Origin of the sequence: Lacticaseibacillus rhamnosus (genome assembly GCF_900636965.1) — a bacterium.
Taxonomy (GTDB): domain Bacteria; phylum Bacillota; class Bacilli; order Lactobacillales; family Lactobacillaceae; genus Lacticaseibacillus; species Lacticaseibacillus rhamnosus.
On the sequence record NZ_LR134331.1, the window covers coordinates 118,239 to 142,677 of the forward strand.

At 47.7% G+C, this 24,439-nt stretch carries 18 protein-coding genes, 1 pseudogene and 1 riboswitch; of the genes and pseudogenes, 11 read left to right on the plus strand and 8 right to left on the minus strand.

The genetic code is table 11. The annotated features are described in order from the left end of the window. Positions 1–4: 4 nt before the first annotated feature. Both dapD and lysA read right to left on the minus strand, forming a co-directional pair. Positions 5–709: a 2,3,4,5-tetrahydropyridine-2,6-dicarboxylate N-acetyltransferase gene (dapD, locus tag EL173_RS00570; protein ID WP_005690255.1), complete on the minus strand. Its 705-nt coding sequence runs from the start codon at positions 707–709 to the stop codon at positions 5–7. A 9-nt stretch (positions 710–718) separates the two neighbouring features. Next, the gene (gene lysA, locus EL173_RS00575) at positions 719–2,062 is read right to left on the minus strand and encodes a diaminopimelate decarboxylase (RefSeq protein WP_005690253.1); all 1,344 of its coding nucleotides are present in this window, start codon (positions 2,060–2,062) and stop codon (positions 719–721) included. Between the two features lie 100 nt (positions 2,063–2,162). Continuing rightward, positions 2,163–2,342: riboswitch (Lysine riboswitch) on the minus strand. A gap of 685 nt (positions 2,343–3,027) precedes the next feature. Here lysA and EL173_RS00585 point away from each other — a divergent pair. The 7 genes and pseudogenes from EL173_RS00585 (at position 3,028) to EL173_RS00620 (ending at position 11,520) form a co-directional block, all read left to right on the plus strand. Beyond that, positions 3,028–4,407 carry an aspartate kinase gene (locus EL173_RS00585; protein ID WP_014571022.1) on the plus strand — a complete coding sequence of 460 codons (1,380 nt, stop codon included), beginning with the start codon at positions 3,028–3,030 and terminating at the stop codon, positions 4,405–4,407. Between the two features lie 2 nt (positions 4,408–4,409). Continuing rightward, a complete protein-coding gene (dapF, locus tag EL173_RS00590) occupies positions 4,410–5,417 on the plus strand; it encodes a diaminopimelate epimerase (protein ID WP_005690250.1) in 1,008 nt (335 codons plus the stop codon). 7 nt (positions 5,418–5,424) lie between these two features. Next, positions 5,425–6,483: an aspartate-semialdehyde dehydrogenase gene (locus EL173_RS00595; RefSeq protein ID WP_005690249.1), complete on the plus strand. Its 1,059-nt coding sequence runs from the start codon at positions 5,425–5,427 to the stop codon at positions 6,481–6,483. Between the two features lie 215 nt (positions 6,484–6,698). Next, a complete protein-coding gene (locus EL173_RS00600; protein WP_019728262.1) occupies positions 6,699–7,076 on the plus strand; it encodes a hypothetical protein in 378 nt (125 codons plus the stop codon). 168 nt (positions 7,077–7,244) lie between these two features. Further along, a complete protein-coding gene (locus EL173_RS00605) occupies positions 7,245–7,658 on the plus strand; it encodes an NUDIX domain-containing protein (RefSeq protein ID WP_005690246.1) in 414 nt (137 codons plus the stop codon). Then, complete coding sequence (locus tag EL173_RS00610; RefSeq protein WP_005690244.1) at positions 7,651–8,529, plus strand: DMT family transporter; 879 nt, start codon at positions 7,651–7,653, stop codon at positions 8,527–8,529. The genes EL173_RS00605 and EL173_RS00610 overlap by 8 nt, the downstream gene beginning before the upstream one ends. 1,702 nt (positions 8,530–10,231) lie before the next feature. Then, positions 10,232–11,520 (plus strand): annotated as a pseudogene (locus EL173_RS00620) (IS4 family transposase). A 335-nt stretch (positions 11,521–11,855) separates the two neighbouring features. On the opposite strand, the gene EL173_RS00625 reads toward EL173_RS00620, so the two are convergent. The 4 genes from EL173_RS00625 to EL173_RS00640 all read right to left on the minus strand — a co-directional run bounded on the left by EL173_RS00625 (position 11,856) and on the right by EL173_RS00640 (position 15,382). Then, positions 11,856–12,497 (minus strand): TetR/AcrR family transcriptional regulator, encoded by a 642-nt coding sequence (locus EL173_RS00625; protein ID WP_005690237.1) that lies wholly within the window; start codon positions 12,495–12,497, stop codon positions 11,856–11,858. A gap of 236 nt (positions 12,498–12,733) precedes the next feature. Further along, positions 12,734–13,690, minus strand: a complete 957-nt coding sequence (locus tag EL173_RS00630; RefSeq protein WP_005690235.1) for an ABC transporter permease — start codon at positions 13,688–13,690, stop codon at positions 12,734–12,736. Positions 13,691–13,692: 2 nt separating this feature from the next. After that, on the minus strand, positions 13,693–14,433 hold the full coding sequence (locus EL173_RS00635) for an ABC transporter permease (protein WP_005690233.1): 741 nt from the start codon (positions 14,431–14,433) through the stop codon (positions 13,693–13,695). 13 nt (positions 14,434–14,446) lie between these two features. Continuing rightward, positions 14,447–15,382 (minus strand): ABC transporter ATP-binding protein, encoded by a 936-nt coding sequence (locus EL173_RS00640; RefSeq protein WP_005690231.1) that lies wholly within the window; start codon positions 15,380–15,382, stop codon positions 14,447–14,449. Between the two features lie 323 nt (positions 15,383–15,705). Here EL173_RS00640 and EL173_RS00645 point away from each other — a divergent pair, with 323 nt between their 5' ends. The 4 genes from EL173_RS00645 to EL173_RS00660 all read left to right on the plus strand — a co-directional run bounded on the left by EL173_RS00645 (position 15,706) and on the right by EL173_RS00660 (position 21,379). Next, positions 15,706–17,712 (plus strand): DHH family phosphoesterase, encoded by a 2,007-nt coding sequence (locus tag EL173_RS00645; RefSeq protein WP_005687033.1) that lies wholly within the window; start codon positions 15,706–15,708, stop codon positions 17,710–17,712. A 16-nt stretch (positions 17,713–17,728) separates the two neighbouring features. Beyond that, positions 17,729–18,184, plus strand: coding sequence for a 50S ribosomal protein L9 (gene rplI, locus EL173_RS00650; RefSeq protein WP_005687035.1), 456 nt, complete (start codon positions 17,729–17,731; stop codon positions 18,182–18,184). Between the two features lie 583 nt (positions 18,185–18,767). Next, positions 18,768–20,153, plus strand: a complete 1,386-nt coding sequence (gene dnaB / locus EL173_RS00655; protein ID WP_005690229.1) for a replicative DNA helicase — start codon at positions 18,768–18,770, stop codon at positions 20,151–20,153. A gap of 62 nt (positions 20,154–20,215) precedes the next feature. Beyond that, positions 20,216–21,379, plus strand: a complete 1,164-nt coding sequence (locus EL173_RS00660) for a hypothetical protein (protein ID WP_005687040.1) — start codon at positions 20,216–20,218, stop codon at positions 21,377–21,379. A gap of 121 nt (positions 21,380–21,500) precedes the next feature. Here EL173_RS00660 and EL173_RS00665 read toward each other — a convergent pair whose 3' ends face one another. Both EL173_RS00665 and murQ read right to left on the minus strand, forming a co-directional pair. After that, positions 21,501–23,492 (minus strand): glucose PTS transporter subunit IIA, encoded by a 1,992-nt coding sequence (locus EL173_RS00665; RefSeq protein WP_014571025.1) that lies wholly within the window; start codon positions 23,490–23,492, stop codon positions 21,501–21,503. After that, complete coding sequence (gene murQ / locus EL173_RS00670) at positions 23,479–24,411, minus strand: N-acetylmuramic acid 6-phosphate etherase (RefSeq protein ID WP_014571026.1); 933 nt, start codon at positions 24,409–24,411, stop codon at positions 23,479–23,481. The genes EL173_RS00665 and murQ overlap by 14 nt, the downstream gene beginning before the upstream one ends. Positions 24,412–24,439 lie beyond the last annotated feature (28 nt).

Below are 24,439 nucleotides of genomic sequence, written 5' to 3' on the forward strand. Positions count from 1 at the left end.
AATGTCACAACTTTCTGAGTTCATCAAGCAGCACCGTCTTAGCTTCCGTTTGATCGTTGACTTTTTTAATCACCTTGGCTGGGACACCGGCGACGACTGTATGGGCAGGAACGTCATTAATGACAACAGCGCCCGCAGCAATGACAGCCCCTTCGCCCACGGTCACGCCTTCAAGCACAACGGCATTGGCACCGGTCATCACGTGATCACCGATTGTCACTGGCTTAGCTGACGGTGGTTCCACCACGCCAGCAAGCACTGTGCCCGCGCCGATATGGCAATGTTTGCCGACAATGGCGCGGCCGCCAAGCACGGCCCCCATGTCAATCATGGTTCCGGCACCGATTTCCGCGCCGATGTTAATAATCGCGCCCATCATGATCACCGCATTGTCACCAATCAGCACCTGATCGCGAATGATCGCACCAGGCTCGATACGGGCATTGGTTGTTTTGATGTCCAATAATGGCACCCCGGTGTTACGACCGGCAGCCTCGACATAGTAATCATCCAGTTTAGCGGTTTTTAAAACGGGCTGAATCTCTGCCCAGTCACCGATGACAGTGCCCGTGTGTTTGCCAATAAATGCATGAACACTTTTAGGGAAATGCAAGTCGGCTAATTTCCCTTTGAGATACACTTTGACTGGCGTGGTTTTCTTGCTGTTTGCGATGGTTGAAATGATTTTTTCGGTATCGAGTTGTGCCATGATGGCCTCCTATTTTTTTGCGACAGTAGTGGCGGTTGATGTCGGCGCTGATTGACTTGGGGCGGTGTAGTGCTGATCGTGTTGAATTAAATCGGCGTAAGTTTCACGCGTGACCACTAGCTGTGCTTGGCCATTTTCGACAAAAACAACGGCTGGACGCGGGTTGCGATTGTAGTTGGACGCCATCGAGTAGCCATATGCGCCAGTGTCGAACACGGCAACCACATCGCCTGGGTGTGTGGCCGGCAGCGGGGCATCATCAATCAAAATGTCGCCGGATTCGCAATACTTTCCGACTAAATGGACACGTTCTGTGGGCTGGGCAGTCGGGTGATCCGCAACCACAGCAGTGTATTGAGCCTGATAAAGGGCAGGGCGGATATTGTCGCCCATGCCGCCATCAACCGCAACGTAAGGCCGCAAGCCCGGGACATCTTTGCGGCTGCCGACCGTGTACAGACTGTAGCCGGCAGGACCGACAATCGAGCGGCCCGGCTCAATCCAAACGGCAGGCAATGGCCAGTTAAAACCGTGGCTTTGGGTTTTCAAGGTGGTCACAATCGCCTGCACGAAAGCTTCTGGTGGTAGCGGATCATCCTGCTTGGTATACGCAATCCCAAAGCCGCCGCCGACATTGAGGACTTTAGGAATAAAGCCGAATTGCTGGTGCCAATGATCAAGGACTGCCAGCAGCTTTTGGGTGACGGCTTCAAACCCGGCGACTTCAAAAATCTGGGAGCCAATGTGGGCGTGAATACCCAGCAAATTAAGATGATCATCCGCCAGAATACGCTTGGCTGCTTCATCGGCTTGCCCGCTTTCAAGATCAAAGCCAAATTTACTATCGGTTTGGCCGGTTTGATCATAAGCGTGTGTATGAGCACTAATCCCCGGTGCCACCCGGATCAAGACGTTTTGCTTGCCCACGGCCGCCTTTAGCAACTCGTCAAGCAGGTCCAACTCGTGAAAATTATCAACGATGATCGTGCCAACCCCGGCGTCTAAAGCTTGTTCCAGTTCGGCTTTGCTTTTGTTGTTACCGTGGAAACTGACTTTGTCCATAGGGAAGCCCGCTGCTTGAGCCGTGTATAACTCGCCACCGGAAACAACATCGACATGAATGGCTTCGGCTTTGGCGACCTCGTACATCGCGATGGTAGCAAACGCCTTGGAAGCGTAACTAACGGCGTATGCAACCCCCGCAGTTTCAAAAACCTGCTTGAACGCCCGAATCTGATGGCGAATGGCGCCAACGTCATAAACATAAAGCGGCGTTTGAAAAGTGTGGACAAGTTGACTGGCAACAACCCCGCCAATCGTTAATTGACCTTCGTGATTTGTGGCAAAATTCATTCAGTTCATCCTCCCGAGTGATGGCAGGGCAACGGCAAACGAAAAGGGACCCTTTTGTTTGGCCGCGCGTCAAACAAAAAGATCCCAACTTGCAATCTACTTGAATGATAGCGCCCCGCTTAGATACCTAAGCGACAGTACAGGATTTATTTAACCCTGGCCCAACAGGCTCACCGATCCCGGATCACCCATTTCGGCAACCGCCCCTTTCACCGAATGTCACCACGAAGGATCTCGCTCGATTCGGTTAGTCATGTTGGCTGCAACCTCTATCTGTTTGACACCACATTATAATAAAAAACGGTACGCGTCAAATTTTTGTGAGCGCGAGCCAGCGCGGTTAGGAGTCGGAGTGTAAGTGGCCTTGGGCGCAATGACCCGGGCTTGGTCATTGCGCCCAAGGTCCTTACACGCAGACTCCTGCGCTCGGGAGCGCGTTATGGGAGTAAAAGCGAACTAGTGCCCTTAGACGGTGATGGCCCGCTCTTGGCCATTGCGACCAAGGTCCTTACATGCCTGCTCAGCGGAACGCGCGTTATGGTGAGCGAGAGTATCTCTTACTCAGAGACCAAATATAAGAGCCTCAAACATGGTGGCTGACGCTTACTTTCTATTTCTTCAGCGCGAACAGTGTGACTGTATTCCAAAGAACCATCTTGAAAGCCTGATTCCCAACAACCCACTTTCAATCCGCCACCCCAATACCTAGCAAAAAATTAAAAACATTTTTAAGCTCATTATTACTATGCAATGGCGTCAAAAAATGCTGTTTTGGCGGGATGGTGGGGGCTTGTGTTTCTCTGGGAGTCTGTTAAAGTACAGAATAAAATGACAGAGTTCTCATTTGCATTGCCGTCTGTTGATGCCAGATGAAAATCACTTACGCAATCGCTGTCGGTTGGTGATTGGCAAGGTTGTTGGCGTCAAGGATACACTGGAAAATGGGGTTAGGGAGGCAGTTTATCGTGCGTGTCGTAAAATTTGGCGGTTCGTCATTAGCAGATGGAGCGCAGTTTGCCAAGGTTGTGGCGATTATGAAGGCGAATCCGGATCGGCAGGTTATCGTAACCAGTGCGCCTGGTAAACGGCATCCCGGCGATGTCAAGGTGACAGACCTGCTAATCAAGTACGCCCAAGCGGTGTTGCAGCAGGGTGAAACGGCTGCAATCGTTGCTGAAATTGTGGCTCGGTATCAGGCCATTGCCACGGCGTTCAACCTTGACGCGCAAGTTATGGAAAAAATCGAAAATGAACTATACCAGTTACCGAATACCAGCTTTAAAAATGCCGACTACCTAATGGCTGGCTTCAAGGCACGAGGCGAAAAATTAAATGCTTTTCTCATGACGGCAGTTTTGAACCACGAAGGTATCGAAGCCACGTATGGTGAACCGAAAACTTTAGGAATTGTTGTAACTGATCATCCCAATGATGCTGAGGTTTCACGTGAAACTTACGATCGTTTGGCGGCATTTCGGCGGCCACTGGGTGTGCTGGTGGTACCGGGATTTTATGGCTATACCAGTGATGGTGATATTGCTACTTTTTCACGTGGCGGCTCGGATATTACCGGTGCGATTTTAGCAAACGGGTTTCATGCCGACCTGTATGAAAACTTCACCGATGTAGATGGCGTTGCGGCTGCTGATCCACGGGTGGTGGCAAATCCGCAGATGATTCAAGAAATGACGTATCGGGAAATGCGGGAGTTGTCATATGGCGGCTTTGGCGTTTTTCATGATGAAGCGATTCTACCGGCCATTGCGGGACAGATTCCGATTAATTTAAAAAATACGAATCATCCTTCTGCCCCTGGGACGATGATTGTCCCGGAACAACATTTTGTGCCGAAACATGCGATTACCGGCATTGTCAGCTCACAACATTTTGGCGCGATCTATCTGCATCGTTATTTACTCAATAAGGAAGTCGGATTTACGCTCAAGCTGCTGCAGGTTTTGGCGCGACATGGCATCAGTTATGAGCATATGCCAAGCGGGATTGACGATTTGACCATTATTTTGGATGATCGGCAGCTCACAGAGGCGAAACGTAAGGCCATTTGTGCTGAAATTCAGGAAGTTGTACACCCGGACGTTTTGAAGTGGATTGACGATTATGCGATTATCATGGTGGTAGGTGAAGGGATGGCACAACGAACCGGATTGATTCAGACGATTTTGCAGCCGCTAGCGAGCGCCGGCGTGCATGTGTCGATGATTAATGAAGGGGCCTCCCAGATTTCATTGATGCTTGGCACATCGCGGGAATCGGCGAATCGAGCAGTCAAGGCCATCTATAACGCCTTTTTCATTCCGATCAATCAGCGTTTGGAGGTGCAGTGAGTATGGTGACATTACAAAAAGTTCATGGCTCTGAAAATAGTTTCTTTTTATTAGATGAAACGCAATTGAAACAGCCATTGAGCACAAGCCAACTGGCAGCTTTTACCAAGCAGGTGACGAATCGCCAAACTGGCTGGTTAGGCGGAGCAGATGGCGTTTTGGCAATAACGGATGCGCCCGGGACTGCTGGGAAAATGACGGTGGTGAATACGGACGGCAGCCTGGCTAAATTGTGTGGCAATGGTTTACGGACAGTTGCCCGCTATCTAAGTGAAAAAACCGGTCAATCAGCATTCAAGGTGCACACGGATTTTGCCGACCTGGCCGTTGCAAAACAGTCGCCATTAGCTTCCGGTGTTCCGGCATATTCAGTTGAAATTTCGCCAGTCAGTTTTGCCGCTGCTGACTTGCCATTTGCCAATCTTGGCGTTGACCGCATCGTTGACACTGTCTTGCCGGCTATCCATCCTAGTTTGAAGTTTACCGCAGTGGCAGTACCCAACCCGCACTTAATTGCATTTGTGTCTAAAGAAGAACTGGTCAGTCCTGATCTGGAGCGAATTGGCAAAATGTTAAATGCCAAAAATCCGTATTTTCCGGAAGGGGTTAACGTAACGTTTGCCGAAATCTTAGGTAAGGACACCTTGTTTGCCCGGACTTATGAACGCGGCGTCGGGTTCACCAATGCATGTGGCACCGGGATGTCCGCAACGACCTTAGCGTTTATTCTGACTCATCCCCAGGAGGCGGCGTTTGAGTGCGTGAATACCGTGTATAATCCAGGCGGCATGGTGAAGACGATGGTTCATCATGACCATGGGCGTTACTGGATCGAACTCATCGGGAACGCAACCGTGACGGCGACAATCACCGTACCGGATGAAGCGCTTGAAAGTGGTAAACTGACACAAGCAACTTTCCAACCCACTGGCGAGCAGGCGGCTTATGAGCAGTTCATTGACTCATTGCCGCATCGAGATTTGGCAGACACATTAATAGAAGGAGCATAAATCAATCATGAGTGGTTATCACGTAGCAGTTGTAGGGGCAACCGGCGCGGTCGGAACCCGGATGTTGAAGATGGTCGCAGAAAGCAAGCTGCCAATTGCGTCAGTCCTTGCCTTGGCCAGCAAACGGTCAGAAGGTAAGACGGTACCTTTTCGTGACGGGACGTTAACAGTTCATGAAACAACTGATGATGCGTTCAAGGGGATTGATATTGCATTATTTTCAGCAGGCGGCTCGGTTTCCAAACGTTTTGCCCCTGCAGCTGTTAAAGCCGGCGCCGTGGTCGTTGATAACACCAGCGCTTTTCGTATGGAACCCGATATTCCGCTGGTTGTCCCCGAAGTCAATCCGGAAGCCCTGCGCACCCACCACGGCATCATCGCGAATCCGAACTGTTCGACGATTCAAATGGTGACCGCACTTGAGCCGATCCGCAAAGCATTCGGCTTGAAACAAGTCGTTGTTTCAACCTATCAGGCAGTTTCCGGCGCCGGACAGTCAGCCATGAATGAACTGTTTGATGAAACCCAGGCTGCTTTGGACGATAAACCCTTAGAGCCTAAAATTCTGCCAACTGCTAGCGACAAAAAGCACTATCCGATTGCTTTCAACGCCTTGCCTCAAATCGATGTCTTCGAACCAGACGGCTATAGTCATGAAGAGTGGAAAATGATTCACGAAACCAAAAAGATTATGGCGGGCGACATGAACAGTGATGCGATCAAAGTCACCGCCACTTGTGTTCGGATTCCAGTACCAATTGCCCATTCCGAAGAAGTTTATTTTGAAATTGAAGACGCTAACGCCACCGCCGACGACATTCGCGCTGCATTAAACGATGCGCCTGGCGTTGTGGTGCAAGATGATCCAAGTCAACAGCTCTATCCGCAAGCTATGAATGCAGTCGGCAGCAAAGAGGTCTTCGTTGGCCGTATTCGCCCGGATGCTGAAAATTCTCGGTTCTTCCACATGTGGGATGTTTCCGACAACCTTCTTAAAGGAGCGGCATGGAACTCCATGCAAATTGCCGAAACGATGGATGCCATGGGGTTAATTCAACCGAAATAACGAATAAGTTTAATAAAGCCATTTGCGTAGTGCACGTCAAAACACTAGGCAAACGGCTTTTTGTTTTGCAGCGGGGGGACAACAGACGTAACATGCCAGCGTCCTCTGTAAATAACGCCTCTAATTCTTGCTAGAAGCTTAAGATGCTGCCAAATTGATTGACGGATTTCTTAAAATAACTATACTGATGAAAAACGAGTATAGGAGCATGTTACATGAAAAAGCATCGTTTCGTCATCGCATTGATCGGCTTATCACTTTTCGCAGTCAGCAGCACTGTTGCCGTCGATATGACGCAAGCCAATATCGATCAGCAGGTTGTCCAATACACGTTGAATGGCAAGGGGCTAGTCATCTTCAACCAGGCGCGCACCTATCGAACGAAAAGCACCGCCGCAGTTTATAAAGGCTCCTTCGCGGCAGACGCACCGACAGCAAGCTTCAAAAAGGTCGGCAACCTGACCAATCATAAAGATTATCGAGTAACGCGTAAGATAACAGCCAAGGCTAAGTTGAAAGGATCGGCCACGCAGACTTTTTACTATGTGTCCGGGCACGGTTGGGTGAAAGGCAGCGACTTGACGCGATCGTGAACTGTGTCTTCAAAATCAGGGAAATCCGTGTAGCAACGCAGCTAAGATTGCGTGAATCTGTACGGATTTTTCTTTTTGACTAGAATTGGTATATAAAAATTGTTGACCTGCCTGACTGTGAACGATACAATCAAACTCCGACTTTAAAAAATGAAGAGGTGATTTGATATGGTAAACGTTTACTTTGGCCCAATCCCGCAGAGACCAGACTCGGTGCTGGTGTTGCAGTTTTATCATGGCAGACTCATTTGGGTACATAATGTGAAACGGAAATGGGAGCTGACCGGTGGTAAATTGGAGCCAGGCGAGACGGTTATTCAGGCGGCGGTTCGTGAGTCTTACGAAGAATCCGGCGCAATCGTCGAACCCAGTGCGATTTCGTCGTTGGGCTACTATGTTTTGCCAACCGGCCATGTAACGGCAGTTGTACAAGCAGAGGTTTTACGTTTAGAGGCGATCCCGATGACTTCTGAAACCGATGATCGCCGTTTACTCTTTGCACCATTACCGGATGCGGAACAATCTTTTCATGATCATATTTATCGGCAAATTTTTCAGCACATTGGGTGGCCCCATGAGTAAGCGGCGCGTGGGCTTGTTACTTAATCTTTTGTCAGTGGCTGTGATGGCAGTGACACCGGTGATGAACAAATGGTCGATGAACACCCTGTCGCCGCTAGCTGCAAGTTTTTATAACGCGCTTGTTTCACTCGGTTTGACTTTTATCACGATTGGTGCAACCCATACAAAATTGATATGGGTGAAAAGTCCCGTTATTTGGGTATTGGGACTGACCAACTGTTTAGGCATTGTTTTGCAGTATTTGAGTCTTTTCTTTCTTGATCCGGTGAGTGTCGGATTGATCGGCCGCTTCTATATTGTTTTTGCGATTTTATTGTCTGTATTCTTGTTGCATGAGCGGTTTGATCGCCGAGAAATAGTGCCGATTGGGTTATGTATTGCCGGAACAGCGTTGGTATCCGATTTCTCCGGGCGTATGACTGACATGCTCGGACTGGTTTGTGCGTTTGGCTACACGTTTAGTTTTGCGTTAACCAACACGCTGGCGAAAAAAGCATTGGCGCGTGTCAATGAAAAAATTTTGCTTTTGTACAACCAAGCAACCGCAGTGATCATACTCGGCATTGTTGCAGCCGGCAGTGGCAAGTTAGCTTTTTCGCCCAACGTGGGTATTGGTGCCGTTGCGGTTTCGGCGTTTTGCTCCGGGTTTCTGGGACTGCTGCTGTTTTACCGCGGACTTAAGTTCATCTCATTTCGCGATGCCAATTTAATTCGCGCACTAAACCCAGTATTTGTTCTCGTATACTCATTACCTTTTTTCCGGATTCAAATGACGCCGGCGTTTATACTAGGCGGCGGGTTGATTGTCCTGTCAATTGTCTGGATGTCTTTGCCGGTGAAAAAACGCCCAGCGATTGGGAAGGAAAATTGACAGTGAGACCGCTATTTTTGCTAGGCTTTTCTGAAAATCAACGTTAAATTGGAAAAACCCGACGTTTATTTGGACGATGCCACAACTTCATGGAATTATTTTACACTAGGGATAGTTAGGGAAAAAGGGTACCTAAAAAGCAGTTTAACAGAGCCAGCGGTTGTTGAACTGGCTAGTCATCTTGGAAGAAAAGACAGGCTCGATCTTGAAGAAGTTTAAGTTGGAAACAACAAAAATATATCTTTATTATTATGCTTGTCAGCAGGTAACTCGATCGGTCCGTCTCACAGTATGGTTGGGTTAGGTGTCACGTTTTTTGGAGATGAATACTTATCGTTGATTTAAGGGAAGACATCATCGCTACTTGCGTTTTTACGGTATTTCTATTTTGCGTTGATATAATCCTAAAGGCTCCGCTGCAGATTATTAGAAATCTGTTCACGGGGCTGCTTTTCTTCGTGATTATGTTACTAGTTCAATATTTATGCCGTAAAAAACATGATGTTCATGAGGAGTCTTGAGGGATGACTGAACGATGGTTTCAAAAATCACTTGTCTCACAACGAAGCGTTAACGTGAAATCTTACGTTGTCGGATACTAACCGTTGATAATATCTTTTGTTAGATTTAATATCACCCCAAAGTTTAGCGTTGCTTTCATTGCTTAGATCAATGATTGAATAAGGCTGTTTTGAAAAGGGGATTGATTTAAAGAAAACCAAATAATGTTTATACGTGAAGGCCATGCTGTACGCAGCGGCCTTCTTTTTTCGAGGGTAGGAATGAACGTAACTGATTTTTGCGTTTGGGTATTTCTTTTTAAGTTTCCTCAATTGCCTTTTTGTTGGTCTATGGGTAAGAACTAAATGACGTTGCGGTTTTAAAAAGGGGACTCTTAGACGGAGAATTTGAGGGAAATCTAGTTTAATTACTTTTTCGATATTGTATTGTGCCCGTAACTTTGCAAGCTTTTTAATTTTGGGAGAGGACAAAAAAAGAATTTGTCTAGACGAATAACCAGGACATCCATATAAAAATATTCCAAGAATGGTTAATACTGAGGCTGGTGAAAAGACAAATATAAGAAAGAATATAAAACTCAGAATAGTTGACAGTCTATCAAACATGTTTCCAGCAAACACTTCACCCAGTAACATTAAACTTGCGTAAACGCCTAGGGTGATTCTGATAATTAATATCATCCTTTTTTCGAAAGGAATTGTCATTAACAAAACCATAGATTGGTGAATGATACCAATGTAATCTTTGAAAGAGATATTTGAGACAAACAATACTAGCTCCCCTTTTTTAAGCAGAAATGATTCCGCTTATCGAATATATGACAATTTAGACTTAGCTCATTGATTAGTGGCATCTTCGGCTATTCAGATGATTTATCAGGAACACGCCGTCAAAGAGGCAAAGGGTAAAGTTAATGCAACTCGAGTTAAGTGAATTCTAACATGAAATCGTCATTTCAGTACATTCAAGAATGTACAGAGTAAGACCTAAAGAGTGAAAGTTGAATATCCGCAGAAAGTCCCGAGAAATCGGGACTTTTTGACACCAAAAAAGACGCAAAGCACTCCGCGTCGTATAATTAAGTTGACCAAAACCAACATACAACGGAGTCTTTACATCCATGTTTACTATACAACAATCAACCCATAATATTTAGCTCAAAACAAAACATTTCTTCAAATTGGTCCATCTTTCTGAGGCGCTTCGGCAAGCAAACGCGCAAAAACACAAAGGTATCAAGATTGCCAGCTTGTTTCAGTGGATTATCCTGTCCATCTTTCAACGTTACTCACTGCATCGAGCTGAAGCCAATCCAAACTTTTCAAAACGGACAGCCCGTAATTGCTTGAATGATGCTCGAATCAATTGGCAGCGGCTGGTTCTACTGGTAGCGGTTCGTCTGATTCAATATTTCCATCAATTTGCCGCAGCCGGTCGTGATCAAGCCTTCGTCATTGACGACTCACTATTTAAGCGCGAGTTCTCCAAGAAGACCGAATTACTCTCCAAAGTATTCGATCATGACCATGAACGGTACTATACCGGCCTTCGGGCTTTGACACTAGGTTGGAGTGATGGCAATACCTTTCTGCCGCTCAACTTTGCGCTGATGGCCTCAAGCAAGACAAAGAACCAAGTTGGCCTGCAAAAGCCTTATGATGGTCGATCACTTGCGGCAAAGCATGCCAGCAAGCCCATCGCAAAATGAACCTAGTGGCACTTGAACTGGTTGATTAGGCGATTAAAGCAGGTGCCAAGGCACATTATGCTTTATTTGATAGCTGGTTTGCTTATCCCAAGATATTCCATGAACTGCTTAAACGCGGGATCAATGGCATCGGCATGATCAAGCAGACGGAGAAAGTGTATTTTCGTTATCGTGGACGAGAAATGGATGTTAAGCGACTCTACGCCACGTTAAAGCAGAGTAAACGGCCAACGCATCAGCATTATCTGTACAGTCCCATTGTGCAATACGATATGGACGGTACAAAGATGGTCATGAAGCTGGTTTTCGTGACTAAAAAAGGTGCCAAGGGTCGCTTCTTGGTTTTAGCAACCACAAAGACTAATTTGCGCCCCGAACGCATCATTCAGATGTACGGCAGACGCTGGCAAATCGAAGGCTACTTCAAGGTTGCTAAACAATATCTGCGCTTTGATGCGACACAAGTACGTGGCTATGACGGCCTTTGCGCACATATGGCAATGGTCATGATGAGCTATGATCTACCTGCCTTATGTCAACGTGAAGAAACTGACGAACGCACGCTGGGTGACTTGTTCTTCTACTATGGAAAAGCTCTACCTGATATCGGCATTTCGCAAGCCTTGGATTGGCTCATGACACAATTAATTGGTATAGCGTCAACTTATCATGAAGCCCAAGTGGTCATTAATCAGATCATGAGTGAATTCATGCAAAAACTGCCGAAGAGTCTTGCAGATCTCTTCGGCAGCGCGGCATAGATAGAATTTGAATATGATTTTGTGGATACACTCTGACGCAGCGGCAGTCAGAGCCATTTTTGTGCTTTCACTCTTTAGTTCAATATTTACACCGAAAGAGAACATGATGTTCATGGGGCATTTCGATTGATTGACTGAACGATGGTTTAAAAAAAGATTGTATCACAACGGGAGAATTAGCTTAAAATTCTGCCATTAACGGGCACTCAAAAAGCGGTGAATAATTTCGGTGTTCAGTCAAGGAATGCAAGAATTATTCGCCGCTTTCGTCTGATATATGATTGATAGCGTGTGAACTGTGATCCGTCTTCCCTCGCTGAAAAAAGCGCGACGGCCTATTTTCCCCATCCAGTCAGGATTGCATGAATGCCCATCAAAAACTGCTCGTCGTCGGTAAACTTCTGATTTTCTATCGGTTGCATGAATGTTTGCAGTGTTTTTGAAGGGTGACGTGGTGTCACTTGTCCTTGCGATTCGGAATTATCTACAGTCTGAGGATTAACGGCTTCGGTCCAAACAAAGCCAACAGTATAGGCGGTGAGCGAATTAATCAGGAACACGGTAGTTGACTGAATCTTGAAGCCTTTTTTTGTCCAGGCTGTTAAAATTTTATCGACTAATGCGAACTCAGACCTAGTTGCTAACGGACGGCTTGAAATTAATGGCAGGACATGCGGATGCGCTAGCAAGGTTTGGCGTAAACGGGTCATTAAGTGAATGATTTGTTGCTGCCAAGGTTCATCGGCAGTTGCGGGGTCAATGGTTAATACGCTTCGCCAAAGCATCTCTACCACGCCATCAAAAAGGGCTTCCTGATTAGGAAAATACCGATAAACGGCCATTGGCGAAACGGCCATTTCCTGTCCTAATTTTCGCATGCTGAACTTTTGCAGGTCCTCGCGATCTAGCAACCCCAGTGCGACTTGCAGAATATAGGCATGACTTAATGTCGGTTTGGTTGGTTTGACAGGTTTCACGGTTGATGTTCCTTCTTTCAATTTAAGACCCGATCAGTGAAAATATACCCAATATAACCCTGACAATCAAGCAAGACTCGCGTTCACGTAGATGGTCGTGAAGCCAGAGCGTACGATGAGTGTCAGGGTTATTTGATGTAGCAGGTATATGTAACCAAACCACTTTCCTTTATTGGTGCTGGCGAGGTCAGCCGCAGAATCGATGTGATCGGAGATGGTATGGGTTGACCGTGCGCCTAGACAATACTGCGCTTTTTTTGGGCGATCAAGGCCGTGAATACACAGATGATAGTAAAGATAGGGAGCATGATGAGCGCTGAACCAAGTGTGCGAGCGCCATCCAGATATTTTCCCAAAGTTGCAATGTAATGCTGAGGGAAAAGGTATTGAAGGCGGGCCTGTAGCGTGGCTTTTTTAATTGAGAACAAGGCGCCTGATAACATGAATGAAAGGACGACTAGAATTGTTCCAATGCCCATAGCTCCTTGTTTGGTACGTGTCAGCGTCGCGATCATAATGCCAAATGTGGATGCGAAGATACAAACAAGGGGTATCGTTGCGAACAGTGTACCGGAGAGTTTAATACCAAATAGTGGCAATATAAGCGCCGTGATGGGTATGCTCAAGCAGATGAGAATGGCTGCATTAAAAATAATGTGCTGAAGTAAATAGCTTTGATGAGAAAGCCCGCTTAAATAGATGCGCTGGTCAATACCGGCACAGTCGTCAAAATAGAACTTATACAGAATTAGCGACAACATCATGACAGTGATTCCCAACATACTCAGGAAGATCTTGAAATGATGAGTGCCTGAACCAGCAACTTTGGAATAGGTGCCGTTATTCAAATAGGCAGTTAGTTGTCGCTTCAAAGCTGAGCTGCGAACGGAGGTTACTGTGTAATGTCCCGCTTTTTTGGAAACATAGGCATCATATTTTCCCATAATTAGATTCTCGGTGATGTCGCTGGAATCAGTGACTTTCGTGAACACTAGCTGCCGTTTTTCAATTGGGGCCGCTTGCAGCAGTTCCGAGGCACTGGTAGATACGCCGACATCAACTTTGGGTGCTTTCATGGTCACTGCAAATGCCGTTGCGGCTGTCATCACAATGAGAACGAGAGCAGCTATGAACAAATATGCAGGTCCTTTCAGGAAACGCATGGTATTATTTTTGAAAATTAAAAGTTTCATCTTTATCCCTCAAATTTTTCTGGCCGATACAGCATATGAATGATGATCAAAAAGACACACGAGCCGGCCACTAGAATTGCAAATGTCGTAATCGACTCCTGAAAGTTATGGTCGTAAATGATTGCAAAGAAGACGTCAGAAACTTTTGCAATCGGTGACATGTCGGCAATTGCTGCAATTTTTTTGCCGAATATTTTCATTGGAAAGAAGAGTCCGGAGACGATAGCAAATACGTTAATGACAAGGTTTAACAGATTCGTTGAGAGATCCTCGTTTCGCAAGATGACGCAGAATGCGCCGCCGAACGTAATTGCGAAAATAACAAACGCGAGATCCAGCAATAGCAACGGAAGAATCTGACTGCCGCCAAAATTAACGAATCTGATAGCGTTGAACAGTAACATGTAAGCTGCCAATATGCCATAAGAAAAGCCGGTAGCAACTAGTAATTTAGAAAGATAAACTTTTGTTCGCGCAATGGGAGTATAAATGATACGATTGTTGGCGTTTTTTACACGACTACCGAATAGCATGTCTGGCAAAATGACAACCGTTGCCATGGATAGGTAAATCATCATGGTGACACCATAATAATCATATGAGGTCAGCACATCATCGCCAAAGATGCTGTTAAAAACAAAACCTGTTACCCAGATTAGCAAAGGCGGGTAAAGTAAGAGATAGGTCATAATCGGTTTGTTTTTCAGAAGATGCAAGCAATCCAAACGCATAATTGTGAACATGGCGAACCTCCTCTTAGTCGCGTAATTGTTTTCCAGTGAGATTTAAGAACACATTTTCAAGATTCTGTTCTTGTTTAGAAATATCGGTTAGCGCCAGTCCATGCTCGGCTAGAAAAGTGAGGGCTTGATTAAGGGAACCGGTATTTGCCATGCTTAATAGCAGGCTGTTTTGGCCAACCGATACGGCTTTATTAATGCCGGCCATTTGCTCTAGTATCACCGCATCTTCTGCAGTTGGGTGTCCGGTTAGTGTGAGTTGATAGCTGTCATCACCGAATTTTTTTAAAATAGCGGTGAGTTGGTCATTAAGTAGAATCGTGCCACCATCCATGATGATGACCCGATCACAGATTTGCTGGACTTCTTCCATGTAATGCGTGACGTAAATCACAGTGGCACCATGGTTTCGTAATGTTTTGATGGACTCAAGAATGTGGTTACGTGATTGTGGATCAATACCGACTGTTGGTTCATCGAAGATAATGAGTTGAGGTTCATGTGCAATAGCACAAGCAATATTTAAGCGTCGTTTCATTCCACCGGAGAAAGTGGCCGGCTTGTCAGCTTGTCTTTCCAAAAGACCGACTTTAGCTAATGCATTTTCGACCTTTTTACGCATCTCTTGGCGGTGGACGCCGTAAAGTGCAGCAAAGAATTTGACGTTTTCGTAGGCAGAGATATCCTCATAAAGCGCAATGTCTTGGGGGACGATGCCCAGTTTTTGCTTAACCTCTTTACGCGGCATTTGTGGATTGTTGAAATATACAATCGTGCCTGAGTCCGCTTTGAGTAGCGTTGAAATAATGTTAATGGTTGTACTTTTACCAGCGCCGTTTGGTCCAAGAAAACCAAGAATTTCACCGTCTTGAACAGCGAAATTCAAGTCGACCAGTGCTTGTTTACCGGTTTTATAGGTTTTTGACAAATGCTCAACTTTTAAAATAGTCATTGATCAAGTCTCCTTAATTTTGGGGGGAGTTAGCGATACATCATTGTTTACGTCGTATTCCGTGTTTACAGTGTAATCTTATGTTTGAAAATTAGCTAGCTAAAGTTGGTAATAAATTGGTAAAAATTGCCTGTCACGAACGGATAAGTTCTCCTAAACCCTTTGAAAACGCGAAAAGCCAGCTATTAAAGCGTCAAGGCCCAAATGAATCAGTTCCTGCGTGCTCTTTTACTTCCTTGCTGCCAGAATCCGCTTGCACAGTATGGTAGAATAGCTAAAGAAATCCTTAAGTATCTGCGCGAAGTGAAAGCGAGTTTTTCTATATGAAGAAATTGTTTGAACGGATCCGTATGCCTGAGTTTCTGGAAGACATGCGGATGCGGTATGCAGCGATTGCGATGGTTGTTTTGGCAGTCATCGGTATTTTAATTGGCGCGTTGATTCGGCCTTGGTTGGCTTTGTTGATGCTGCTGATTTTGATCAGTCTGGTGGCAACGATTTTTTATGCCCTTGAGACGATTGCCAAGAATACGAATCAGTATATTTCAGATCTCAGTTATCGGATTAAGCGCGGGGAACAAGAAGCGCTGATTAAAATGCCGATTGGGATCATGATTTATGATGAAGACTTGAATATCGAGTGGACAAATCCGTTTCTGCAGAAGTATTTTGGCGATACGGATGTGCTTGGGCAGCCGCTGGAAAAAGTCGATGCTGAATTGGCGGAACTTATTCGCAGCCATGAAGACACCAACGAAACCAAGATGGTGACATGGGGCCAGCATCAATTCGAAATCATTGTCCAAAAGAGCATTGGCGTTGTTTATCTGATGGATATCACGCGTTATGCCGAGATTGAGGAACGGGCCGAAGACGAGAAGATCGCGATTGGCCAGATTTTCATTGATAACTATGATGAAATCACCCAGACGATGGATGATCAGGTTGTCACCAACTTGAATAGTTACGTGACGAATCAACTGACAGATTGGGCCAATCAGTTTGGGATGTTCTTAAAGCGGATTGACAATGATCGCTTTTTCTTACTGGCTTATGCCAAATCGTTACGTGATGTTGAACGCGATAAGTTTAAGATCTTGGACGTGATTCGGGAAGAAACCTCGAAGCAGAATTATCCATTGACGCTATCTGTCGGGATTGCGTATGGTGATGAAGATTTGGCACAATTGGCCGTCACATCGCAAAGCAACCTAGACTTGGCGCTGGGCCGCGGTGGTGATCAGGTCGTTGTGCGGGCAAAAGGACACGAGGCGCGCTTCTATGGTGGCAAGACCAACCCGATGGAGAAGCGGACGCGGGTACGTGCCCGGATGGTGGCGCAGGCCTTGCAAGAGCTGTTTAAGCAAACGGATAAAGTCTTCGTGGTTGGTCACAAACGGCCGGATATGGATGCGGTTGGAGCCGCCATGGGGATTCGTCGGATTGCCCAGATGAACGGCAAGGAGTGTTACATTGTCATTGACCCGGATCACCTGCATTCCGATGTCGAACGCTTAATGGGTCAGGTTGGTCAGGATCCGGAAGTTGCTAACGCCATTGTGACGCCGGAAGCAGCATTGTCACAGGCTACCGATCAGAGTTTGTTGATTCTGGTTGATCATAGCAAGCCATCGATTTCAGCCGCGCCTGATTTGTACAAACGTCTGGCTGCCCGCACCGTGATTATCGATCATCATCGACGCGGTGAGGAATTTCCGGACAATCCAATGTTGGTTTACATCGAACCGTATGCAAGTTCGACTTGTGAGCTGATTGCGGAAATGTTTGAATATCAGCCAACCAATGTGCCGAGTCTGGATAAGCTTGAAGCGACAGCGATGTTGGCCGGGATTACGGTGGACACCAAGTCGTTTAGCTTACGCACCGGAACCCGTACATTTGATGCTGCCAGTTATCTGCGCTCCATGGGGGCAGACGGGATGCTGGCTCAGAACCTGCTGAAAGAAAATATCGACAGCTTCATCCAGCGCAACCATTTGATTGATACAATTGAAATGATTGCCCCAAATATGGCACTATGTACTGGGGAAGAGGACAAGCGTTACGATCCGGTTATTGCGGCACAAGCGGCTGATACGATGCTGTCACTAAACGGTGTCGATGCCAGTTTTGTCATCACCAAACGGCCAAGCGGCGATGTCGGCATCTCCGCCCGCTCCACTGGGGATGTCAATGTGCAGGTTATTATGGAAGCCATGGGCGGCGGCGGTCATTTAAGCAACGCCGCAACACAGATCAAAGGCAAAACCATCGCCGAAACGCGGACCGAATTGCTTGCCCAGATTAAGAAAGCAGACGAAGACGCATAGAAAGCAGGGATTAGTGATGAAAGTCATCTTTACACAAGACGTTCGTGGCAAAGGTAATCGCGGTCAGGTGAAAGAAGTGCCTGACGGGTATGCCGAGAACTTTTTGATTCGCAAGGGTTTAGCCAAGGCAGCGACTCCGCAAGCCATGAGCGCCTTGCGTGGCCAGCAACGGCTTGAAGAAAAGAAAGAAGCCGAGAAGAAGGCCGAAGCTGAAGCAATTAAAGCCAAGATCGAAGACGACAAGACAGTTGTTCAGATCCAAAGCAAGGCCGGTGAGGATTCCCGATTGTTCGGTTCCATTCCTAGTAAGCAAATCGCAACCGCTTTGGACAAGCAGTATCAGATCAAGGTCGATAAGCGCAAAATCGACTTGAAACAGCCAATTCGTTCGCTAGGATTCACCAATGTGATGGTCAACCTATTTCCCGGCATCGATGCGCGAATTCGCGTGCATGTGATTGAACAGAAATAATTTGTAGCAAGAAAGGGACTGCTTCGGCGGTTCTTTTTTTGTGAGCGCGAGCTGGCGCGGTTAGAAGTCGGAGTGTAAGTGGCCTCAGGCGTGATGGCCGGGCTTTGGCCATTGCGACTGAGGTTCTTACACGCAGACTTCTGCGCCAGGGAGCGCGTTATGGTGAGCGCGAGCCAGCCCGGTTAGAAGTCGGAGTGTAAGTGGCCTCAGGCGTGATGGCCGGGCTTTGGCCATTGCGACTGAGGTTCTTACACGCAGACTTCTGCGCCAGGGAGCGCGTTATGGTGAGCGCGAGCCAGCCCGGTTAGAAGTCGGAGTGTAAGTGGCCTGAGGCGTGATGGTCGGGTTTTGACCATTGCGACTGAGGTTCTTACACGCAGACTTCTGGGCTGGCGAACGCGTTATGGAGAAGCGTGAGCCGGCGCGGTTAGGGACCGGAGAACGCGTTAGATGACCGCTACCAATGTATCAACATATGATGAGCGATACAGATGTGCAAACGCTTGTTTCGGTCAGCATTTTAACGTAGACTGTTAGGGATAAGCGGTTAAAAATGAGCCGATTAAATTGAAGGAGGACGCGCATGGATAACCAGTTAATTGAACAGCAGCCGCCGCATAGTGATGAAGCGGAACGTGCCGTCCTTGGCGGTATTTTTCTGAATGCCGACACATTGCCGGATGCCCAGGAATACGTGACGGCAGATGACTTCTACAAAAAGTCGCATCGGCTGTTGTTTCAGGCGATGACGGATTTGCAGGATAATGGTACCGCGATTGATACGGTCACGGTGACGGATTATCTGGACAATCACAATCAGTTGGATGACATTGGCGGAGCTGGCTACATTACCGACTTGGTGGCATCGACGCCGATTGCCAGCAACGTTGTGTATTATGCTAAAATCGTGCAGCAAAAAAGCACCTTGCGTAAGCTCATCAGCACCGCGCAAAGCATTGCCAGCCGCAGTTATACGGAACAAGACGACGTTGAAGGGTTAGTTGAAGACGCCGAGCGCCAGATCATGGACGTCTCTGAGAATCGCAATCAGGCAGGGTTCAAGCAGATTAAAGATGTTTTGAATCAGGCGATGGCGCAGATCGATCAGCTCTATCAAAACGACCAAACCATCACAGGCTTGCCAACCGGTTTTCGCGACTTGGACAAGATTACAACCGGCCTGCATGAAGATGAAATGATTATTCTGGCGGCACGTCCAGCTGTCGGGAAAACTGCCTTTGCGTTAAATATTGCCCAAAATGTCGGGACGAAAACGGACAAGAGTGTGGCCATTTTCAGTTTGGAAATGGGGGCTGAACAACTGGTCAACCGGATGTTGTGTTCGGAAGGCAGCATTGACGCCAATCATTTGCGAACCGGCCAATTGAATGAAGAAGAATGGCAGAACCTGATTATTGCAATGGGGAGCCTGAGCAAGGCTAAGATTTATATGGACGATACCCCGGGGATCCGGATGGCCGAGATTCGTGCTAAGTGTCGGCGACTAGCCCGGGAACAAGGCGACTTGGGACTCATCATCATTGACTATTTGCAGCTGATTGAAGGCTCCGGCCAAGAAAATCGTCAACAGGAAGTCAGCGCGGTGTCACGACAGCTTAAGAAACTGGCCAAAGAATTACATGTGCCCGTTATCGCTCTATCGCAGTTGAGTCGTGGCGTGGAACAGCGGCAAGACAAGCGCCCGGTTCTGAGCGATATTCGTGAATCCGGCTCCATCGAACAGGATGCCGATATTGTCGCGTTCCTATACCGTGACGATTATTATCGTGATGCTGAAGGCGATGACGATGAAGATCAAGACAGCGGCGATGAGGGTGATGACAATGTTGGTGAAGTTGAAGTCATCATTGAGAAGAACCGTTCTGGTCCGCGGGGGACGGTTAAACTGCTATTTGTGAAATCGTACAATAAATTCACAAATATCGCCTATAATGGCCCGGATCAGTAAATTGTATTTAAAAGATTGGATAAATAACGACCATTGACGAACAAGAAAGTGAGGGATGCCGCATGGATGCCATTTTAATGAGTTTAATGACAGCACTCAATGAACACCTGCTGATCAACGTTTACCAGCGTGATACCGATGATTTTTACACTGGATATGTGCAGGTACTGGGTCACGATGCGGTTGTTCTGGGAACTTATAACGATTCAGGGATTGCGGATGGCTGCGCTTTGATTGCCTTTTCAGCGATTGATCAGGTGGAATTTGCCGGGGATGATCTCGACAACATGAATTTTCGGATTGACTTAGCACAGTCGGAGCATTTTTTGACGCTTCAAGGGAAAGAAACGCCGTACAAGTTTGACGCCACCAAGAGTTTGATCTGGCAATTGGCGCAGCAGGCAAAAGCAAGCGGGCAGATGATCATGGTGGTTGTTGCTGACGATGACGCTTATCTCGAGGGCCGGGTCACCGCGGTGGCAGATGATCGCTTTAGTATGGCGATTTTCAACAAGTTTAACTATACGGATGTCCGTGCCTTGCAAGTCGACTTTTCCGATATTTTAGTGATGGAATTTCACGGCTTGGATTTGAAGCTGGAAACCGAGCTAGTCCGCAAGCGCGATCAACTACACCACGTCCCGACCAAGCTGTATCAAAACGACGGTCAACTTGAAGGGGTATTTCAGAATGCTTTGGCGGAGAATCGATTGATTTCGGTGGTGCCAAAAGGGCCTGAGGATCAATTCTTCGTCGGGCGCGTCAAAGCGGTTAATGAGCATGTGGTTGTCCTCAGCCTCAAGGATATGGCGGGCCAGTTTGGCGGCTACATTCTGATGACCCTACCAAGTATTCAAAATGTGGCCACCGCATCGGATTATTTGCAGACGATCGGCTTTTACGAGCAGTGGGACCAAACCCATCATTTCAGCCAGCAGCCAGTGTTAAATGCTGATCGGGAATTCGACCCTAACGATAATCTGGTTAAGGCGATCATCTCCGAGGCAGCCGGGTTTGAACGGGTGGTACGCATCAAGGTTGCGGATAGTGATGAGCATTTTCTAGGCTATCCGGAACATGTTGACGAAACCGACTTCGACTTGAATCTGGTTGGCCCAGACAGCGGTGAAACGGTTCGCATTCGTTATGGACAGATTCGTGAGATTGCATTCGGACATATTTTTGCTTATCTGCAAGAGGCACAGTTGAAAAATGCTGACCGTTAATGGCAGTTTGTTAACGGCGCGGATGTTGGTGGTTTGAATATCAGCGTAGGGCAATTAAAAAAGCATGGTTTTCACGGTTAAAGTGAAAATCATGCTTTTTATTTTTCTACCGATTACACCACTATTTGCTAGTAACGGCAAGAACATCATCGCCCGCTGTGATGTTGCGCGGGGCGAAGTCGGTTAGTGATGCGACGTGATCCATGTTGGTAATGATGGTCATCACCGTTGTCTTTTTGCCCGCGGCTTGAACGGCGGCTAAGTCCATGGTGGCGATTGGCTGACCGGCTGTGACCGTGTCTTGATCCTTAACGCTGAAGGTGAACGGTGCGCCGTTGAGTTCAACGGTGTCTAGGCCCATGTGAACCAGAATTTCCAAGCCGGTTGCGGTTGTCATGGTCCACGCGTGCTTGGATGGCAGCACACTAACGATGGTGCCGGATACTGGGGCGACAATCGTCCCGGATGTCGGTTCAACTGCGAAGCCATCACCGACCATTTTTTGAGAAAAAACGTCATCTTCAACGGCGGAAAGGGCTTCTAATTGCCCAGTGGCCGGTGCGACAAATTCAGTGGTGCCAGGTTGAGTGGTAACAGGAGTTGCGGCTGGTTGGTTGACCGGTTCAGGTTGCGGGGTAGCTGTTTCGATGACCGTGCCGTCAGCTGTGGTTGCGACCATCGCACTCTTAGGAACCCCGAAGAAGTAGGTGGCGATGAATCCGCCCACGTATGAAGCTAAAAGGCCAAAGACATAACCCAGCCACTGGTGGTTAGCGATCAACGGGATAAGCGCTGCTCCGGATGGCCCGATGGTGATCGCACCGACATTGCCAAACAGTCCGATGACCGCACCGCCAATGCCGCCGCCCACACAAGCGGTGATAAATGGCCGTCCAAGTGGCAGACTGACCCCGTAAATAAGCGGTTCGCCAACGCCAAGAATTCCGACTGGCAAGGCACCTTTAATCAATCGGGTGAGTTGCTTATTTTTGCGGCATTTGACCCACAAGGCTAACGCAGCACCGACTTGGCCGCCGCCTGCCATTGCCAGAATCGGTAGCAAGGCGGTAAACCCGAGATTTTTGATCATTTCCAGATGGATTGGCGTGAGAATCTGGTGTAATCCCAGCATGACCATTGGCAAGAAGGCAAGGCCCAAAACAAATCCTGAGAACGGACCGCCGACTTGAAGAATCCAGTTGATCGAGCCGACCAGTGACGTTGAAAGCCAGCCGGCAAATGGCATAATCAGGAAAATCGTCAGCACCCCGATGGACAGCAGACTCAGCATCGGCGTGAAAATAATATCGATGGCATCAGGAATGAAGCGATGCAGTTGCTTTTCAACCAGTGAAAGCAGCCAAACTGCGAAGATAACGCCGATGATGCCGCCTTGGCCAGCTGCTAACGGTTGGTGAGTGAAGATGTTGGTGATGGTCACGGGCGCAACAACCCCTGGCAGGTAAATCAGTCCGCCGACAATCCCGCCTAGTCCGGCTGTGGCACCAAATTCCGTTGCGGCATTAATCCCAACATAAATGTTTAGGAAAGTGAAAAGACCGCCGTTGATAACCTTTAATACCGTGATGAATTCGGTCCAGCTTTTCGGCAGATCACCAGCGGCCATCATGTTGACCAAAATACCGGCAACCCCGGAAATTAAGCCGGCGCCGACAAATGCCGGAATTAACGGGATGAAAATGGCGGAGATATGCTTCAAAGCGGCCCGCCACCACGTTTGTTTCAGTGCGGCTTTGTGAGCGGCATGAACTTCGGCGGCCTTGGCTTCAACCGCAGACTTGTTATCTTGATGGTCATTGCCAACCGAAGCACTTCCCGGGAAAGGATCACCTAAGCCAACGCCGACTTTTGCGACCATGGCCTGCGCGACTTTGTTAACGGTTCCCGGGCCGACAATGACTTGTAAGGTTTCTTCCTGAACGACACCAAGGACGCCCGGAACTTTTTTCAAGCCTGCGACATTGACCTTGGCTTCGTCTTTAATGGTCATCCGAACTCGGGTCATGCAGTGGATTAATTTTGCGACGTTTTGTGGGCCACCCACCTGTGCGTAGATGCCGTCACCCATTGCTTGATACTTATCTTGCCCCATCTTCTGTTTCCTCCTGACTTAACGCAACGGCTTTACTAATGAAGCCATTTGCTTGATTGAGTAATGTTTGAGCGGTGGTGCTAGGTTGATTCGTTAAGATCATGACGATGGCTAATTTGACATGGCGATTCGCCGCTTCAAAGGCTGTTTGTGCGGTTTTGGCATCGCATCCGGTTGCCTGCTGAATAATGCGCTGACTGCGGACAACCAGTTTTTCGTTGGTGGGCTGAACATCGACCATAAGATTCTTATAGACTTTGCCGATGCCCACCATCGCACCGGTTGACAGCATGTTCAAAACCAGTTTCTGCGCGGTGCCAGCTTTCAAGCGGGTGGAACCGGTTAAGACTTCCGGACCCGCTGGCACCTCGATGGCAATCTGAGCATGCTGGCTGATCGCGGCGTTATGGTTGCAGGCTAGGCTGACAGTAGCGGCGCCGATGGATTGTGCATAGTCTAGCCCGCCAATGACATACGGCGTCCGGCCACTGGCGGCAATACCAACGACCGTATCATTTTGGGTCAAATGCCGCTCCTTTAAGTCGGACTGGCCAAGCGCAACCGAATCCTCCGCGCCTTCAACCGCAACAGTCATCGCCTTCATACCGCCAGCAATCAATCCTTGAACCATTTCTGGAGCGGTGCCAAAAGTCGGGACACATTCAGCCGCGTCCAATACTCCAAGACGTCCGCTAGTTCCGGCACCGATGTAAAAAAGGCGGCCACCGCGTTTGAAAGAAGTCGTGATCGTTTCAATTGCGGCTTCAATCGCAGGTAAAGCATGGCTAACACTCTGCGCAACGGTTTGATCTTCGGCATTCATGACCGTGACAAAATCATGAACACTCATGGTATCGAGTTGCATCGTCTTTTCATTACGGGTTTCAGTGGTCATTTGGTCTAAGTTAATAGTCGCCATGTTAAGGTCCTCTTTCTTTGTGAGCGCG